The organism is Pseudomonas sp. Arb-4-2C, assembly GCF_055755015.1.
Genome location: NZ_CM146899.1, coordinates 4,794,980 through 4,812,660, shown reverse-complemented (window position 1 = coordinate 4,812,660; position 17,681 = coordinate 4,794,980). Strand labels below are relative to the sequence as shown.

The following is a 17,681-nucleotide window of genomic DNA, read 5'->3' as shown; positions in this document are numbered from 1 at the left end:
ACACCGTTAGCACCTTTTTCCTGCCGTGCTTTCTCGGGTCATTGACTAGGGAAGGGTGCCAGCACTTTTCTACGGGCATAAAAAAACGGCCTACCTTTCGGTAAGCCGTTTTTAGTACTTGGTGGCTACACAGGGACTTGAACCCCGGACCCCAGCATTATGAATGCTATGCTCTAACCAACTGAGCTATGTAGCCAAGTGGCGCGCATTATTCCCCTGAAATGGAAAAGCGTCAAGCGTAAATTTAAAAATTTTTTCTACGCTTTCAACCGTTTATCAAAATCATGGGCCGAGCAGGGGCGAAGGACAGCGTTCGAACCAGCGGCTGGCCTGTTCATACGCGTGCGCCAGTTGCAGAACCGCGAAGTCTGCCTGATGCCGGCCGATGATCTGCAGCCCCATCGGCAACCCCTGCGCATTGAACCCGGCCTGGACGTTCGCCACCGGACACCCGGACAACGTGCCGGGAATCACCACCTCCATCCAGCGATGATAAGTGTCCATGCTCACGCCCTCGATAGCGGTCGGCCATGGCTGTGACTTGTCGAACGGGAACACCTGCGCGCTGGGCAACAACAGGTAGTCGTATTGTTCGAACAAACGAGAGATCGCCCGATACCAGTCGCTGCGCACCACCGAGGCGGCAAACACTTCGCTGGCCGACAGCTTCAGACCGTTTTCCACCTCCCAGCAGGCTTCAGGTTTCAGCAACGCGCGCTTCTGCGGATCGGCATACGTCGCGCCCAAAGACCCCGCGACCATCCAATGCCTTAACGTCCGCCAACTGCTCCAAAGTCGCTCAGGCGCGAAACCAGGCTCAACCGATTCAACATGGCAACCAAGGCTCTCAAAATCAGCAAAGGCCTTCTCACACAACGACAGAACGCCTTGCTCCATCGGCAGATAACCGTTGAAGTTGCCGAGCCAACCCAACCGCGTACCTTTGAAATCACGCCCCAGCGGCGCCGCAAAGGCCTCACCAGATTCAGCGATGGACAACGGCGCCCGCGCATCACCGCCAGCCTGCACCGACAACAGCAACGCCGCATCCTTCACGCTACGCGCCATCGGCCCTTCGTAACCGAGCTGATCAAAAAACAGATCGGCACTGTCATCAAACGGCACACGACCCTGTGACGGACGAAAACCAAAGATGTTGTTGAACGCCGCCGGGTTGCGCAGCGAGCCCATCATGTCGCTGCCATCCGCGACAGGCACCAGATGCATCGCCAGCGCCGCCGCTGCGCCACCGCTACTGCCACCCGCCGTTTTACTCGGGTCGTAGGCGCAACCTGTCGCGCCGAACAGCGGGTTGTAACTCTGCGAACCGAGGCCGAATTCCGGGGTGTTGGTCTTGCCGATGATGATCGCGCCGGCGGCTTTGATCCGCTCGACCATGATGCCGTCGCGTTCGGGAATGAAGTCCTTGAACAACGGTGAGCCGAGCGTGGTGCGGATGCCACGGGTCAGCGACAGATCCTTGATCGCGTGGGGCAGGCCGTGCATCCAGCCGCGGTACTCGCCACGGGCCAGTTCGGCATCGCGTTCATCGGCCTGAGCCAGCAGTTTTTCAGGTGATTGCAGGCTGATCAGCGCATTCACCAACGGGTTGAAATGGTCGATGTGGGCAAGGTAAGTCTGCATCACTTCCCGGCAGGACACCTGGCGCAGGCGGATGCGTTCGGCGAGTTCATTGGCCTGCAGCAGGACCAGTTCGCTGATGTTATTGGAATTCATGACAACGGCGCCTTTCAGACGGCTGGAAAAACGCCCCGGCCCAACGCCGGGGCGGCAGGGATCAACGCATCAGATTGGTCCAGAGACGATCGGCCAGGCGGATCGCGCCTTCACCGCAGGTCTTGCTGAACACCACATTCGTGCCTTCGGGAATGTGCAGCTCAGGCGCGTCCTTGAGGCTCGCATCGAGGAACGGTTCGACGCCTTTGATCGGGCTTTGATGCTTGAGGAAGTTCTGCGTCATCGCCGAGTTTTCCGGCTGGCTGAGGAAGGCGATGAACGCCTTGGCGTTCGCCGGATTCTTGCTGCCGGTGGGGATGACCATGTTGTCGACCCAGGCCAGCACGCCTTCTTTCGGGTACAGGTATTTCAGCGTCGGCTTCATCTCGCGGGCACGCATCGACGAACCACCCCAGAACATCGACATGTCGATTTCACCCGAGGCGAGGTTCTCGCGGATCGAGCCGGCCTTGGAGCTGTACGTCTTGACGAACGGCTTCTGGGCCTTGAGCAGCGTGAGGATCTGCTGCATCTGCTTGGGGTCTTCGCTGCACAGCGGAATATTCAGGTACAGGCTGGCCATGTCGACCATGTCGCTGACCGAGTCGAACATGTTGATCCGCCCTTGCAGCTCGGCTGGTGGTTCGTACAGGACCTTGTAGCTGTCAGCCGGGCCTTGGTAGCGAGCGCTGTCGAGAACCACGCTGGTGGTGCCCCAGATGAAGGGTACCGAGTACGCGCCTTCGGGGTCCCAGCTCGGCTTTTTCAGGTTATCCACAACGCTGGCGTAGTAGGGCTCTTTGACCGGATCAAAGCGCTCCAACAGGTTTTCCTTGATCAGGATCGGGATGAACTGGTGCGATGGAATCGCCACGTCATACCCCGCGCCGCCCTGTTTCAGTTTGGCCAGCAGGGTTTCATTGGAGTCGTAGGAATCGACCGTGACTTCAATGCCGGTCTGCTTCTGGAACTTGGCGAGAATCTGCGGCGAGAAGTAACCGCTCCAGCTCACCACGTTGAGTTTTTCGGCGGCCTGAAGACTGCCGGCCATGGCCAGCGGCACAGTCAGGAACAACGAAGTGCCGACGCTTTTTATCCACTTGCTCATGCTATTTCCCCACAGTTCTTGGAAGGTTCAGGCGTTCTTTTTGCCCAGCAGGTAAGAGAGGCTGACGAACAGCACCGAGACGCCGAGGATCAGCGTCGACACGGCGTTGACATCGGGTGTGACGCCCATGCGCAACAGGCCGAAGATGAAGATCGGCAGGGTCGTGGTGCCGGCCTGCGAGACCATCATCGAGATCACGAAGTTATCCAGCGAGACGATGAAGGCCAGCATCAGCCCGGAGAAAATCCCCGGCATCAGCAGCGGCAGAGTGACCTTGCGAAAGGTTCGCCACGGGCCGGCATAGAGGTCGGCCGAGGCTTGCTCCAGCGACAGGTCCATGTCGTTCAGGCGAGCGCGGATCGGCAGGTAGGCGAACGGAATGCAGAACACCGTATGGGCGATGATCAGGTTGCCGTAACCCAGCGACAGGCCAATGGTCGAGAACAGCGCCAGCGTCGCCACACCGACGACGATTTCCGGCAACACCAGCGGCAACATGATCGCGCCCATCGACAATTGCAGGCCCTTGAACTTGGCGCCTCGCGAAGTGCCGAGGGCGGCGAGGGTGGCAATCGCCGTGGCGATCATGCTCGCGCAGACCGCGATCAACAGGCTGTTGCCGGCGGCCTGACGCAAGGCCTGATTGGCGAACGCGGCGCGATACCAGTCGAGGCTGAACCCGGTCCACACCGTCGCCGATTGATTGGCATTGAACGAGAACACCACCAGCACCACGATCGGCGCATACAGGTACAGATAGAACAGGAAACTGAAGCCGCCGAAGCCGGGGAAGTCCTGTACGCCCAACCCTTTGCGTTTGAATAGAGCGAGCATTACGCACCTCCCTTGGCGATGCGCTGGCGCTCGGCGCGCAGGGCATAGACCGTCAGCACCAACATCACTGCGGCCATCAGCACCAGCGACAACGCCGCACCGAATGGCCAGTTACGCGCATCGCTGAACTGCCGGAAGATCAGGTTGCCGAGCATCATCCGCGTGCCGCCACCGAGCAGTTCCGGGGCGATCATCGCGCCCAGGCACGGCACGAAAGTGAGGATGGCGCCGGCGAGAATCCCGGGTTTGGCAATCGGCAGCACCACTTTGCGTAAGGTGCGCACACGCCCGGCATACAGATCCTGAGCCGCTTCGAGCAGACGAATATCCATCTTTTCCAACGTCGCGTAGATCGGCAGCACCACAAACGGTGCGTAGGTATAAACCAGCCCCAGCAACACCGCGCCGTCGGTATACAACAGTTGCAGCGGCTCATGGATGACGCCCAGGCCCATCAGGCTGTTGTTGATCACTCCGGTGTTGCGCAGCAGCAGAATCCAGGCGTAAGTGCGAATCAGCAGGTTGGCCCAGAACGGCACAGTGATCAGAAAGATCAGCAGGCCACGGCGATGCGCCGGCTGCATGGCCAGCCACACCGCCACCGGAAAACCGATCAGCAACGTGATGACGGTGGTCAGGCCGGCGATGCCGACCGAACGCAGGGCGATGATCAGGTACGAGTCGGCGAAGGCCAGGCTGTCGTCCATTTGCCGTTCGAACAGCAGCGAGGTGTAGGCGTCGCTGCTGAAGACTTTGTTGACCCCGCCGTAGGGGTTGGCTTCCATCAGTGAATAGCCGATGACGATCAGGATCGGCACCAGCAGAAACAGGCCGATGGCGACCAGCGCCGGGCTGACCCCGAGGAAACTCTGGAAGGCCTTGCGGCGCTCCAGTGTGTTGGCAATCGGTAAGGCGTGCATGGCAACTCCTCGGGCTCAATCGTGCAGGACGCTGGCGCTTCCACGGTCGAACAACAGACCGGCCTGGCTGCCGACGGCGAAGCGCAGGCTCTGATCGACGCAGTTGGGTGTGCGCACGGTGAGACGCGACCCGTCGCCGAGGCTGACCTGATATTGCAGGTCTGTGCCCAGATAAATCTGCGCGTCGATCCGGCACGGCAGCGCGGCTTCGGTTGTGGCAGGCACCAGGTGCAGGCGCTCGGGGCGCACCGACAAGGTCACGTTGGCGCCGACGGCCACGTCGCTGCACGGTTGTGCCGGCAGCGGATGGCCGGCCGGTCCGGCGAACCAGGCCATGCCATCCTCGATCTTCGTGACGGTGCCCTGAATGAAGTTGGTTTCGCCGATGAAGTCGGCAACGAAGCGATTGCGCGGGCGTTCGTAGATGTCTTCCGGGCGGCCGACCTGCTGCACTTCGCCTTCGGACAACACGGCGATACGGTCGGACATGGTCAGCGCTTCTTCCTGGTCGTGGGTGACAAAGATGAAGGTGATGCCGGTCTTGGCCTGAATGCTTTTCAGCTCTTCGCGCATGGCCTGGCGCAGCTTGAGGTCGAGGGCCGACAGCGGCTCATCCAACAGCAGGACTTTCGGATGCGGCGCCAACGCGCGGGCCAGCGCTACACGTTGTTGCTGGCCGCCGGACAGCTGCGCCGGCTTGCGAGTGGCGAAGCGTTCCATCTGCACCAGCGCGAGCATTTCGCGAACCCGCTCGGCTATTTGCGCTTTGTTCATGACTTTGCCCATCGGGTGCGATTCAAGGCCGAAGGCCAGGTTTTCGGCGATGGTCATGTGCGGGAACAGCGCGTAATGCTGGAACACCGTGTTGACCGGGCGCTGGAAGGGCGGGCGGTCGGCGATGTTTTCGCCGTAGAGCAGGATTTCACCCTGAGTGGGAAATTCGAACCCGGCAATCATCCGCAGCAGCGTGGTCTTGCCACAGCCGGACGGGCCGAGAAGGGTGAAGAATTCGTTGTCGCGAATGTCCAGGTCGATATTTTTCAACGCCACCGGACCGGTGTTTGGATCACCGTAAACCTTGCGCACCGAGCGGATGGACACCGCCAGTGTTTGCAGCGAATGCAGGGCATTCATGCGTTACCTCCGATTCCCCCATCGCCTGCGATTGCGCTGCACATCAGCGTGTCGTCGGGCCATGGATATTATTTTTCTGGGCAGGATCGAGATTGCGTACGGGGTGAAACCAGCTGTTTTTTTGTTCTGCTGTGGCTCGATTATCAGCCAGGGGTTGCACGGGACGACACTTCAATTTAAACATGGCAGGTGTTAGTTAATTTAATAGCCAAAGGGGCCAGCAATCATGCCCGACCACCGTTTGCCGCCGCTCAACGCGGTGCGTGCCTTTGATGCCGCCGCCCGGCTGGGCAGCTATGTCGAGGCCTCGAAAGCCCTGCACGTGACCCAGCCGGCGATTGGCCGGCACGTGAAGTTGCTCGAGGACTGGCTGGGCATTCAACTGTTCGAGCGCACCTCGCGCGGGGTCAACTTGACGCCGGCGGGGGAGAAGTACCACCGCAAGATCAGCGCCGCGTTGCAACTGATCATCGAGGCGGGCAAGGAAGCTCGGCCGAAAGATGCCGAGCGTTGGCTGCGAATCATGGTGGTGCCGGGATTTGCCAAGCGCTGGCTGATGCCAAGGATCGAAGCATTGCGGCATCTGCGGCCGGGATTGAAACTGGCGATCGAGCCGAATTCCACCTTCACCGAAGTGGACGGCAAGAGTGCCGATCTGGGGATCGTCTACGGCCTCGACGGGCAGTATGCCGACTCACGGCAAGCGCTGATTTGCCCGCGGGTGTTTCCGATCTGTACGCCGGCGTATCTGGCCAGCATCGCACCGATCGACGGCCCGGCCGATCTGGTCCGTCACGAGTTGATCCACGTCGATGACGGCGAATGGTGGAATCTGTGGTTTGCTGCTCACGACCTCGATATCCACCTGAACTCGGACATGCTCTACGTCAACAATGACCACGCGCTGTCTGTCGCCGAGAGCGGGCAGGGCATCGCGCTGGCCAACGAGGTGCTGGTGCGCCATGAGCTCGCCAGCGGCAAACTGGTGCGCGCGGTCGATGCCCAAGTGAAGCTGGAAAGCTACCGGGTGCTGACGCCGTCCGCCGAACTCTCGGCGGATGTCGCGTGGTTTATTCAATGGCTCAAGAATGAGCTGGAAGCGGACTTCCCCGAAGCAGTGATCAACTGAGACGGAAGCGCGCGGTGTTGTCGCTCAGCGCCTTGCTGCCCTTGCTCAGGGTGTCCGCCGCCAGGTTTACCGCCCTGGCGCCTTCGAGCAAGCGTACGGCCGCCTGATCGACCTGCTGGATATTGCCGCTGACTTCATCGGCGGTACTGGCCTGTTCCTCAACCGCCGTGGCGATCTGCGCCAACGTGTCGGTGACGCTTTGCACGGCGCTGGCGATTTCTCCCAAACGTTCACCGAGGCCGGTGACCGACTCGGCATCGGTTTGCGCCTGACCGCAGGCGGCTTCCATCAAGCTTACGGCTTCGTTGACCGTAGCGCGCAGGCTGTCGACTGTGCCGGCAATCTGCGCAGTGGACGACTGCGTGCGCTGCGACAGGCTGCGCACTTCATCGGCGACCACGGCAAACCCGCGCCCCTGTTCGCCGGCGCGTGCCGCTTCGATCGCGGCGTTGAGTGCCAGCAGATTGGTCTGTTCGGCCACGCCGCGAATGGTGTCGACCACCAGTTGAATTTGCTGGCCTTGCTCGCTGACTCGGCCGAGTGCCGCTGCGGTGTCGTTCAAGCGCTGATTAAGCTGCTGGATACTTGCCGTGGTGCGCTGGCTGTCACGGCTGCTGTCGGCCGCGATGCGCCGGGTGTGCTGGGCGCTGCCGGAGGCTTGTTCGCAACTCTGTGCCACGCCTTGCGAGGTCGCGGCCAGTTGCGTGGCGGCGGCGGCGATCTGGCTGATCTGCAACTGCTGCGCCTCGACTTCGCTCAGTGCGCCGCTGGAATGCTCGTTGAGGCTGCGCACCGCGTTGCTCAGTTGCGAGGTCTCGTGATCGACCCCGAGCATACTGCTGCGCAGTTGCACCACGGCAACGTTGAGCGCAGTGCTGATCGCCGCCAGCTCATCGCGGCCCACCACCGGCACTTGCAAGCTCAGGTTGCCGTCACGCAAGGCCTCGGCGAGCAGAGTGATGCCGCTGGCGCTGCGCCGGATCGAGGCTTGCAGGCACACGAACAGATACAGCGCCGCCAGCAGCAGGCAACCGAACACGGCAGCGACCACGATGAACTGGCGAATCGCCGAAGCATGGTACGCATCCAGGCGTTGATCCAGCGACAGCAGCGATTGCTGGCGCAACGAGGCGAGATCGCCCAGCAGTGCATCGAGGCTGCGCTCGAAGTCTTCGGGCTTGAGCGTGATGCTGCCACCGAACACGCCGTCATCGAGTACCTTGAGACCGGCATCGAGGCGCTTGAGGCTGTCGTGGTATTGGCCGGCCCAGGTCTGCAGATCACTCGGCAAACGCGCTTCAAGCAGGCCGGCGGTTTTCACCAGTTGCTCGCGGGCATCGCCGATACGGCTGCGCAGGTCGCGCAGTTGCAGGCGACTCTGCAGGGTGAACTGGCCCGAGACCACTGAAGCCTGACCGACTGCAGCGAGGCGGCCGATGCGCTCGATCAGGTCCGGTGCGTGCTGCGTGGAGATCTGTGTCAGCAGATAGGTTTCCAGCCATGGCGCGAGGGTCAGGCGGTTGTCCATGACGATCTGCTCGCGCAAGGCTTGCAGGGCGCTGAGGGCGTTGGTGAAGCGGTCATAGCCGTCCGGCCACCAGCCGACGCTGCTGAGGCTTTTCGAATCCAGGCCACCGAGTGCGGTTTGCAGCGCTTGATAGCGGGCGAGGGTTTCGCCCTCGGCGCCTTCCTTGCTCAGCGCATTGCCCAGATCACGGGTGGCTTGCACGAGGGCGGGTTGTACGGCGTCGAACGCCGCCATGGCGGCGAGGGTGGCCGGGGTCGGCTGGCGATTGGTTTCAGTGGCGCGCCAGCGGGCTGCGCGATCGCGCTGGGCGGCGAGCAGATTGTCCAGCGCATCGAGGCTGAGCAACTGCCGCACGCCGGCACGTTCGCCGGAAATCAGGTTGAGCTTGTCGCGATAGTCCTGGCCGATCATCAGCAGGCTGCCGGCCAACGGCAGAATGAACAACAGAAACAACAGCTGAAATTTACGTGCGAAGCCAAACCGCCCCAGCAATTTGATCCCCGGTGAAAGGAAAGCCTGCATGCCCTATGACTCCTCTGGACACCACGCACCATCGGCGTGCATCGCGGTCGTGCGACCATGATGTTGTGCCCTGCTAAAAGGCCTCGAAAGTTCACTCTCGCCCGCTCTGTAGGCCGGCTCTGTAGCGAAACTTCCCATTCTCGGCCGCCTTTGTAAGGCCACCGCGTTCGAGGAGAGAAGCAAGGCAAGATTCAGACCATGGCGTTGCGCTATCACGTAACGCTCGACGACCAGGCAGTTAGTTAGCTGGCTAAGGGGATGGCGCTGGCGCACCGAAAAATGGCACATTGGCGCACCTGCCTGCGTGCACCCATCAGCTGTCCGGAAACTTCCATGGCTATCAGCAACGCTCAGACCGCCGCTGCCTCGGCGCCCGCTGCTCCGCAAAGCAGCCCACTGGTGATGCGTATCATCGGCGCCGTGGCGCTGGCGCATTTGATCAACGACCTGATCCAGTCGGTGCTGCCGTCGATCTACCCGATGCTCAAGGCCAACTACGGCCTGAGCTTCACCCAGGTCGGCCTGATCACCCTGACTTTCCAGTTGACCGCTTCGCTGTTGCAGCCGTGGGTCGGTTATCACACTGACCGGCATCCGAAACCGTGGCTGTTGCCGGCCGGTTCGATTTGCACGCTGATTGGCATCGTGATGATGTCGGTGGTCGGTAGTTTTCCGTTGATTCTGCTGGCGGCGGCGCTGATCGGTATCGGTTCTTCGACCTTTCACCCCGAGGCATCACGGATTGCGCGGCTGGCCTCGGGCGGACGCTTTGGTCTGGCGCAATCGACCTTCCAGGTCGGCGGTAACGCCGGTTCCGCGTTCGGCCCGTTGCTGGCGGCGGCGATCATCATTCCGTTTGGTCAGGGCAACGTGGCGTGGTTCGGTCTGTTCGCGGTGTTTGCGCTGTTTGTGCTGTACCGCATCAGCCGCTGGTACGCCCATCACTTGAACCTGTTCAAGCTCAAGGCCGGCCAGGCGGCGACTCACGGGTTGTCGAAGGGCAGGGTGACCAGTGCGCTGGTGGTGCTGGGGTTGCTGGTGTTCTCCAAGTATTTCTACATGGCCAGCCTCACCAGTTACTTCACGTTTTACCTGATCGAGAAGTTCGACCTGTCGGTGGCCAGTTCGCAGCTGCACCTGTTCCTGTTTCTCGGCGCGGTGGCAGCGGGGACGTTCTTTGGTGGGCCGATCGGCGACAAGATCGGGCGTAAGGCGGTGATCTGGTTCTCGATCCTCGGCGTGGCGCCGTTCACGCTGCTGATGCCGCATGTCGATCTGTTCTGGACCACCCTCCTCAGCGTGGTAATCGGCTTCATCCTCGCCTCGGCGTTTTCGGCGATTGTGGTCTACGCGCAAGAACTGGTGCCGGGCAATGTCGGGATGATTGCCGGGGTGTTCTTCGGTTTGATGTTTGGGTTTGGCGGGATTGGCGCTGCGTTGCTGGGGCATCTGGCGGATATTCACGGGATTGAGTACGTGTATTTCCTGTGCTCGTTCCTGCCGTTGTTTGGCGTGTTGGCGATCTTCTTGCCGCGCACCAAAAAGGCCTGATTCACACATTTCCCATTGTAGGAGTGAGCCTGCTCGCGATAGCGGTGTGTCAGTTACGGTTGAATTGACTGACACTCCGCTATCGCGAGCAGGCTCACTCCTACAGGGGATTGGTGGTGTGGCGGAAAATATTTCAGGCACAAAAAAGCCGCGTATCAAACGCGGCTTTTTCTTGGGCGTGTTGCTTAGACGTTGAAGCGGAAGTGCATCACGTCGCCGTCTTTGACGATGTAATCCTTGCCTTCCAGACGCCATTTACCGGCTTCCTTGGTGCCGGCTTCGCCCTTGTACTGGATGAAGTCGTTGTAGGCGATCACTTCGGCGCGGATGAAGCCTTTCTCGAAGTCGGTGTGGATCACGCCAGCGGCCTGAGGTGCGGTGGCACCGACCTTGACGGTCCAGGCGCGGACTTCTTCGACACCGGCGGTGAAGTAGGTCTGCAGGTGCAGCATTTCGTAACCGGCGCGGATCACGCGGTTCAGGCCAGGCTCTTCCAGGCCCAGGGCCTCAAGGAACATGTCCTTCTCTTCGCCGTCATCCAGCTCGGCGATTTCCGCTTCGATCTTGTTGCAGACCGGAACCACCATCGCGCCTTCTTCTTCGGCGATGGCCTTGACCACGTCCAGGTGCGGGTTGTTCTCGAAACCGTCTTCAGCGACGTTGGCGATGTACATGACCGGCTTGGTGGTCAGCAGGTGGAAGCCCTTGATCACTGCTTTTTCGTCAGCGCTCATGTTCTTCATCAGGCTGCGCGCAGGCTTGGCTTCGGTGAAGTGGGCGATCAACTGCTCCAGCAGGCCTTTCTGAACCACGGCGTCCTTGTCACCGCCCTTGGCGTTGCGCGCGACTTTCTGCAGTTGCTTCTCGCAGCTGTCGAGGTCGGCGAAGATCAGTTCAAGGTCGATGATTTCGATGTCGCGCTTTGGATCGACGCTGTTGGAAACGTGGATCACGTTGTCGTCTTCGAAGCAGCGAACCACGTGAGCGATCGCGTCGGTCTCACGGATGTTGGCGAGGAACTTGTTGCCCAGGCCTTCACCTTTCGAGGCACCGGCCACCAGGCCTGCGATGTCGACGAATTCCATGGTGGTCGGCAGGATGCGCTTCGGATTGACGATGGCCGCCAGTGCTTCCAGACGCGGATCCGGCATCGGCACGATGCCGCTGTTCGGCTCGATGGTGCAGAAGGGGAAGTTCTCGGCCGCAATACCGGATTTGGTCAGGGCGTTGAACAGGGTGGACTTGCCGACGTTAGGCAGGCCGACGATGCCGCAATTGAATCCCATGGTGTTTCCCCTCGGATAAGAGTCAGGCCTTCTGGCTGTGCAGGTTTTTCATCGCGCGGTTCCATTCACCGGCGAGGATATCCGGCAGCACGCCGAGGGCAAAGTCGATGCTGGCATCGAGTTTTTCCTGTTCGGCGCGTGGCGCACGACCCAGGACGAAATTTGAAACCATACTGGCGACGCCCGGGTGGCCGATGCCAAGCCGCAGACGGTAGAACGTATTCTGATTACCCAGTTGCGCGATGATGTCGCGCAACCCGTTGTGACCGCCATGGCCGCCGCCCTGCTTGAGCTTGGCGACGCCCGGAGGCAAGTCGAGTTCGTCGTGCGCCACCAGGATTTCTTCAGGCTTGATGCGGAAGAAACCGGCGAGTGCCGCCACGGCCTGGCCGCTGCGGTTCATGTAGGTGGTGGGAATCAGCAGGCGAACATCCTGACCCTGATGCGAATAGCGCCCGGTCAGGCCGAAATACTTGCGATCGGCCACAAGGTTCACACCTTGCGCGGCTGCGATGCGCTCAACAAAAAGGGCCCCTGCGTTATGCCGGGTCTGGTCGTATTCGGGGCCTGGATTTCCCAGGCCAACGATCAGTTTGATGGCAGTCACGATAGGGGCCCTTCCTTTGAGTGGTGAGTAACATCGCCGCGATCAGGGAAGGCGGCGAAAGTGGACGAAAATTGCTCATTTACCATGAATGTAAACTCCGCGTTCTCGCCCGCTTTCTCGCTACGTTCCAGTCCGCGATGTTACTGATCACTCAGGCGTTACAGAGTGAATTACTCTGCTGCGCCTTCTTCGGTAGCTTCTGGAGCAACACGTGGAGCGTGGACGTTGGCAACAGCCTTGTCATCGCCGTGTGCCAGAGCAACGAACTCAACGCCTTTAGGAGCTTTGAGGTCCGACAGGTGAATGATCGAACCGATTTCAGCGTTAGCCAGGTCGACTTCGATGAACTCAGGCAGATCTTTCGGCAGGCAGGTCACTTCGATTTCAGCAACAACGTGCGAAATCTCGCCGCCTTTCTTCACTGGAGCAGCTTCGTTGATGAAGTGCACAGGAACGATAGCGGTCAGTTTCTGGCCAGCTACAACGCGTACGAAGTCAGCGTGCATCACGTGGCCTTTGGCCGGGTGACGCTGCAGAGCTTTGATGATTACGTTTTGCTTGGTGCCACCAACGTTCAGCTCGATGATGTGGCTGTAAGCCGCTTCGTTTTCGAGCAGTTTGGCAACTTCCTTGGCCAGCATGCTGATGGATTCAGGGGCTTTTTCGCCACCGTAAACAACAGCTGGAACCAGGGCGGCGAGACGACGCAGGCGGCGGCTCGCACCTTTCCCCAGGTCGGAACGCACTTCAGCATTCAGAGTAAAATCGTTCATTTTGTATCTCCAAAATAGCCATGACCGGAGTGACGTTTGCGACCAGCGCCAAACACGGTATGGGCAAAAAAGCCCCGCCCCGGCAGGAATGCCGGGGCGGGGCGCTTTTCGTCAACGAGACATTTCGAGAAGGGCAGGGCCCTTAACGGAACATCGCGCTGATCGATTCTTCATTGCTGATGCGGCGAACCGCTTCGGCAACAACCGGTGCGATATCCAGTTGACGGATACGTGCACAGGCTTGTGCTGCAGCGGACAGCGGGATGGTGTTGGTCACCACCAGCTCGTCCAGCACGGAATTTTCGATATTCTCGATGGCCCGACCCGACAGCACAGGGTGTGTGCAGTAGGCAAAGACCTTGGCTGCGCCATGCTCTTTCAGGGCCTTGGCCGCGTGGCACAGAGTGCCGGCGGTATCGACCATGTCATCGACCAGAATGCAGGTACGCCCTTCGACATCACCGATGATATGCATCACTTCAGAGTGATTGGCTTTCTCACGGCGTTTGTCGATGATCCCGAGATCCACGCCCAGGGATTTGGCAACAGCCCGTGCACGCACGACGCCACCAATGTCCGGGGACACGATCATCAGGTTTTCGAAGCGCTGATCTTCAATGTCATCCACCAGAACCGGGGAGCCGTAGATGTTATCTACCGGAATATCGAAGAAACCCTGAATCTGGTCAGCATGCAGATCAACCGTGAGAACACGGTCGATGCCGACTACGGTAAGCATGTCAGCGACGACTTTCGCGCTGATAGCCACACGTGCGGAACGCGGGCGGCGATCCTGACGGGCATAACCAAAATAAGGAATAACAGCAGTGATACGAGTAGCTGAGGAGCGGCGGAAGGCATCAGCCATCACTACCAGTTCCATCAGGTTATCGTTGGTCGGAGCGCAAGTCGGCTGAATAATGAAAACGTCTTTACCGCGAACGTTTTCATTGATCTCGGCAGTAATTTCGCCGTCGGAGAACTTACCGACAGAGATGTCACCGAGAGGGATATGCAGCTGACGTACAACACGCCGAGCCAGATCGGGGTTAGCGTTCCCCGTAAAGACCATCATCTTGGACACGCGCAGTACCTAGAGGCTGAGGGTAACCTGGATGAGTATAGAAAATGGCAGGGGCGGCTGGATTCGAACCAACGCATGGCAGGATCAAAACCTGCTGCCTTACCGCTTGGCGACGCCCCTGTATCTGTTGCTTCAAGTGCCTGGCACCTGGTTCCTTTAGAGCAGACTTTGCAGCTTGCGATGCAACATCGAAACGTTGCTTCCTTTTGCTACAAACCCTGTAAGGGTCTCTGTCAGAAGGGCCGAGACTTTATCAGCTTCAGCTTTGCTTGGGAAGCCCCCAAACACACAACTTCCAGTTCCGGTGAGTTTTGCTTCGGTAAATTTACCTAACAAATCCAATGCGTTACGTACCTCTGGATAACGCCTTGCTACCACCGGCAAGCAGTCATTTCGACTGTTTCCCTCGGGAACGGGGCGCACTTTAATGGGCGGCGTGTTACGTGTCAACAAAGGATCGGAAAAAATTTCTGCCGTACTTACAGAGACTTGCGGCACGAGCACCAGATACCACGGTTCTTCGGGGTCGACCGGGGTCAGTTTTTCGCCCACGCCTTCGGCAAATGCCGCGTGACCACGGACGAAAACCGGGACGTCGGCACCCAGCGCCAGGCCCAGTGCAGCGAGGCGATCTTCATCCCAGCCCAGTTGCCACAAGTGATTGAGGCCGAGCAGGGTGGTGGCCGCGTTGGAGCTGCCGCCACCGATGCCGCCGCCCATAGGCAGAACTTTATCAATCCAGATATCGATACCGAGGGAGCAAGCGGATTGTTGCTGCAGCATTTTCGCTGCGCGCACGATCAGGTTGCTGTCATGCGGCACACCGGCGAACTCGGTGTGCAACTGAATCACACCGTCATCGCGTACGGCGAAAGTGATTTCATCGCCGTAATCAACGAACTGGAACAGCGTCTGCAACTCGTGATAGCCGTCTTCACGGCGACCGAGAATGTGCAGCATCAGATTGAGCTTGGCCGGCGACGGCAGCGTCAGGCGTGGAGCGCTCATGCTATTGCCCCAGCTTGCGCGGTTGCCAGGTCTTGATCACCAGCGTCACGTCCAGGTCGGTGCCGTGCAGTTTGATCCGCTCGGGCAGCCAGTAACCGTTTTGCTCAGCGTAGCTCAAGTACTCGACCTTCCAGCCATCCTGTTCGAGATTGGCCAGGCGACTGTCGTTATCGAGGGTCAGGCGGCTTTTGCTTTCCGGTGCCGGCAGGCCACGGACCCACCAGGCCAGATTCGATACCGGCAACTTCCACCCGAGCTGTTCTTCAAGCAACGCTTCTGGCGACTGCGCGTCGTAGCGGCCCTGATTGGCAACTTCCAGCGAGACCTTGCCCGGACGCCCGGTCAGTCGCGCTGCGCCACGACCCAGCGGGCCGGACAGGCGAATGTCGTAATAGTCCTGACGTTGCAGCCAGAACAGTGTGCCGCTACCGGAGTCTTTCGGTGCACGGATACCGATCTTGCCGTCGATCTGCCAACCATCGAGGGCGGTCAGTTGCTGTTTGTTCGCGGCCCATTGAGCCGGGCTGCCGTGGCCCTCGACCGATTCGCGAGCGCCGAAGCCCGCGCAACCGGCGAGCAGGGCAATGAAGCTGAAAACAATAACGTGGCGCAAAAACATGAGTTAGAGAGTCTCGGATCCGGTCAGGCGCTTGATGGTGCTGCGCAGAATGGTGCTGTCGGGCTGATCCTTGAGGAACTTGCCCCAGATTTGTTTGGCTTCGCGTTGATTGCCCTTGGTCCACAGGACTTCGCCCAGGTGCGCGGCGACTTCGTGATCCGGGAAACGCTCCAGCGCCTGGCGCAGGTATTTCTCGGCGTCATCCAGATTGCCCATGCGGAAATTCACCCAGCCGAGGCTGTCGAGCACGGCAGGGTCTTCCGGGTTGATCCGGTGCGCCTGTTCGATCAGATCCTTGGCTTCAGCGTAGCGAGTGGTGCGATCGGACAAGGTGTAGCCCAAGGCGTTGAGTGCCATGGCGTTGTCCGGATCGCGCTTGATGATCAGGCGCAGGTCTTTTTCCATCTGGGCCAGGTCATTGCGCTTTTCCGCGAGCATGGCCCGGGTGTAGAGCAGGTTCAGATCATCCGGGTATTGCAGCAGGGCTTGCTGCAATACTTTCCAGGCCTTGTCGTCGTGTTTGTTGGCCGACAGGGTTTCGGATTCGATCAGGTACAGCTGGATCGCATAATCCGGTTGCGCGTCGCGCTCGGCCGCCAGTTTGCTTTGTGCTTCGGCGGTCTTGCCGTTGTTCATCAGGATATCGGCCTGGCGCAGCTGTGCCGGCAGATAGTCATTGCCCGGGCCGACCTGGGCGTATTCGATCAGTGCGCCCTGCGGATCGTTGCGCTCTTCCGCGATACGGCCGAGGTTCAGGTGCGCCGAGTCGACGTGGCTTTCCCGCGCGATCAGGTCTTCCAGGTAACCCTTGGCCTCGTCCCAGGCCTTGGCTTCCAGGCACACCAGCGCCAGCGAGTACCGCAGCTCATCGTCTTCCGGGTATTGCTGAACGAGGGTCGAGAACTCGACTTTGGCGTCGTCCATCCGGTCCTGTTCGACCAGGGTGCGGGCATAGGTCAGGCGCAGGCGCTTGTCGTCCGGGTATTTCTTGATGCTTTTCTGGAGCAGCGGCACGGCTTCGTCGCCACGATTCATGCTTTGCAGCAGGCGCGCGCGCAGCAGGATCGGCGCGATTTCGCCTTCTTCCGGCGGGTTGTCTTCCAGCAGGGTCAGTGCGGCTTTGTTGTCGCCGTCCTGTTGCAGCAGCAGGGCCTTGCCGAAAATCAGCTGGCTGTTCTTCGGGTGACGCTGCAGCAGGCGGTCAAAACTTTTCATCAGACCGTTGCGGGTTTCCTGGTCGGTGTCGGCTGCCGACAGCGCGAGGAAGTCAAAATGGGTATCACCTTTGCCCTGCAGGACTTTCTCCATATAGACCATGGAGTCGTCATAACGCCCGGCGCGGGCCAGTTGCACGGCGGCGGCGCGCTGCGCTTCGAGGTCGTCCGGGGCGTTTTTCGCCCAGATCAGCGCAGTATCCAGCGCAGGCTGGTCGGCGCCCAGGTATTCGGCGATGCGGAACGCGCGCTCGGAAACCCCCGGATCCTGGGTGTTGATGGCCTGGGTCACGTAGTTGTCCAGGGCAATGTCGAAACGATTGCGCTGGCCGGCGAGTTCGGCGCTCAGCAGGCTGAAAACGGTTTCCTCGCTGAACGAGCTGTAAACCTTGGGCTTTTCAGGCGTGGGCGTGGTGTCTTCGACCGGCGGCGTGCCGTCCGGCGAAACGGGGGCCAAGGCCTGGCAGCCGCTGAGGAAGACAAAAGCAAGGAGCAACGCGGAAGATCTATTCATATAGGAAGAGGACGACTAACCTGCGGTCGGATCATCATGACACAAGCCTTCGGTCAAACATAACCGAGTCTCAGTTGTGGCCATTATAGGCACCAACGATTGGGACAATAGTC

General features: G+C 60.0%; 15 protein-coding genes and 2 tRNA genes. 2 read left to right on the top strand and 15 right to left on the bottom strand.

Features of this window, described 5'->3' with window-relative positions; all coding sequences use genetic code 11:
- Nucleotides 1-119: 119 nt before the first annotated feature.
- The 6 genes from AC0J41_RS21780 to AC0J41_RS21755 all read right to left on the bottom strand — a co-directional run bounded on the left by AC0J41_RS21780 (nt 120) and on the right by AC0J41_RS21755 (nt 5,733).
- A tRNA-Met gene (locus AC0J41_RS21780) sits at nt 120-196 on the bottom strand.
- An 86-nt stretch (nt 197-282) separates the two neighbouring features.
- A complete protein-coding gene (locus AC0J41_RS21775; protein ID WP_473013582.1) occupies nt 283-1,737 on the bottom strand; it encodes an amidase in 1,455 nt (484 codons plus the stop codon).
- Between the two features lie 61 nt (nt 1,738-1,798).
- Nucleotides 1,799-2,845: an ABC transporter substrate-binding protein gene (locus AC0J41_RS21770; protein WP_473013581.1), complete on the bottom strand. Its 1,047-nt coding sequence runs from the start codon at nt 2,843-2,845 to the stop codon at nt 1,799-1,801.
- 27 nt (nt 2,846-2,872) lie between these two features.
- Nucleotides 2,873-3,679 carry an ABC transporter permease gene (locus tag AC0J41_RS21765; RefSeq protein ID WP_025109361.1) on the bottom strand — a complete coding sequence of 269 codons (807 nt, stop codon included), beginning with the start codon at nt 3,677-3,679 and terminating at the stop codon, nt 2,873-2,875.
- Entirely contained in the window at nt 3,679-4,599 is a 921-nt protein-coding gene (locus AC0J41_RS21760) for an ABC transporter permease (protein ID WP_473013580.1), read from the bottom strand. Before AC0J41_RS21760 ends, AC0J41_RS21765 begins: the two co-directional genes overlap by 1 nt.
- A 15-nt stretch (nt 4,600-4,614) precedes the next feature.
- Nucleotides 4,615-5,733 carry an ABC transporter ATP-binding protein gene (locus AC0J41_RS21755; protein ID WP_473013579.1) on the bottom strand — a complete coding sequence of 373 codons (1,119 nt, stop codon included), beginning with the start codon at nt 5,731-5,733 and terminating at the stop codon, nt 4,615-4,617.
- A gap of 226 nt (nt 5,734-5,959) precedes the next feature.
- Between AC0J41_RS21755 and AC0J41_RS21750 the strand changes: the two genes are divergently transcribed.
- A complete protein-coding gene (locus AC0J41_RS21750) occupies nt 5,960-6,862 on the top strand; it encodes a LysR substrate-binding domain-containing protein (protein ID WP_473013578.1) in 903 nt (300 codons plus the stop codon).
- Here the strand turns inward: AC0J41_RS21750 and AC0J41_RS21745 are convergent.
- The gene (locus tag AC0J41_RS21745) at nt 6,855-8,912 is read right to left on the bottom strand and encodes a methyl-accepting chemotaxis protein (RefSeq protein ID WP_473013577.1); all 2,058 of its coding nucleotides are present in this window, start codon (nt 8,910-8,912) and stop codon (nt 6,855-6,857) included. The genes AC0J41_RS21750 and AC0J41_RS21745 overlap by 8 nt on opposite strands.
- A 333-nt stretch (nt 8,913-9,245) precedes the next feature.
- Here AC0J41_RS21745 and AC0J41_RS21740 point away from each other — a divergent pair, with 333 nt between their 5' ends.
- The gene (locus AC0J41_RS21740) at nt 9,246-10,463 is read left to right on the top strand and encodes an MFS transporter (RefSeq protein ID WP_473013576.1); all 1,218 of its coding nucleotides are present in this window, start codon (nt 9,246-9,248) and stop codon (nt 10,461-10,463) included.
- 185 nt (nt 10,464-10,648) lie between these two features.
- Here AC0J41_RS21740 and ychF read toward each other — a convergent pair whose 3' ends face one another.
- The 8 genes from ychF to AC0J41_RS21700 form a co-directional block, all read right to left on the bottom strand.
- Nucleotides 10,649-11,749, bottom strand: a complete 1,101-nt coding sequence (ychF, locus tag AC0J41_RS21735; RefSeq protein ID WP_025109355.1) for a redox-regulated ATPase YchF — start codon at nt 11,747-11,749, stop codon at nt 10,649-10,651.
- 22 nt (nt 11,750-11,771) lie between these two features.
- The gene (gene pth, locus AC0J41_RS21730) at nt 11,772-12,356 is read right to left on the bottom strand and encodes an aminoacyl-tRNA hydrolase (protein ID WP_473013575.1); all 585 of its coding nucleotides are present in this window, start codon (nt 12,354-12,356) and stop codon (nt 11,772-11,774) included.
- A gap of 170 nt (nt 12,357-12,526) precedes the next feature.
- Nucleotides 12,527-13,129, bottom strand: a complete 603-nt coding sequence (locus tag AC0J41_RS21725; RefSeq protein WP_025109353.1) for a 50S ribosomal protein L25/general stress protein Ctc — start codon at nt 13,127-13,129, stop codon at nt 12,527-12,529.
- A 142-nt stretch (nt 13,130-13,271) separates the two neighbouring features.
- The gene (locus AC0J41_RS21720) at nt 13,272-14,213 is read right to left on the bottom strand and encodes a ribose-phosphate pyrophosphokinase (RefSeq protein ID WP_003171603.1); all 942 of its coding nucleotides are present in this window, start codon (nt 14,211-14,213) and stop codon (nt 13,272-13,274) included.
- Between the two features lie 45 nt (nt 14,214-14,258).
- A tRNA-Gln gene (locus AC0J41_RS21715) sits at nt 14,259-14,333 on the bottom strand.
- 36 nt (nt 14,334-14,369) lie between these two features.
- A complete protein-coding gene (gene ispE / locus AC0J41_RS21710) occupies nt 14,370-15,221 on the bottom strand; it encodes a 4-(cytidine 5'-diphospho)-2-C-methyl-D-erythritol kinase (RefSeq protein ID WP_473013574.1) in 852 nt (283 codons plus the stop codon).
- A gap of 1 nt (nt 15,222) precedes the next feature.
- Nucleotides 15,223-15,840: a lipoprotein insertase outer membrane protein LolB gene (gene lolB / locus AC0J41_RS21705; RefSeq protein ID WP_025109351.1), complete on the bottom strand. Its 618-nt coding sequence runs from the start codon at nt 15,838-15,840 to the stop codon at nt 15,223-15,225.
- 3 nt (nt 15,841-15,843) lie between these two features.
- Complete coding sequence (locus tag AC0J41_RS21700; RefSeq protein ID WP_473013573.1) at nt 15,844-17,568, bottom strand: tetratricopeptide repeat protein; 1,725 nt, start codon at nt 17,566-17,568, stop codon at nt 15,844-15,846.
- Between the last annotated feature and the right edge of the window lie 113 nt (nt 17,569-17,681).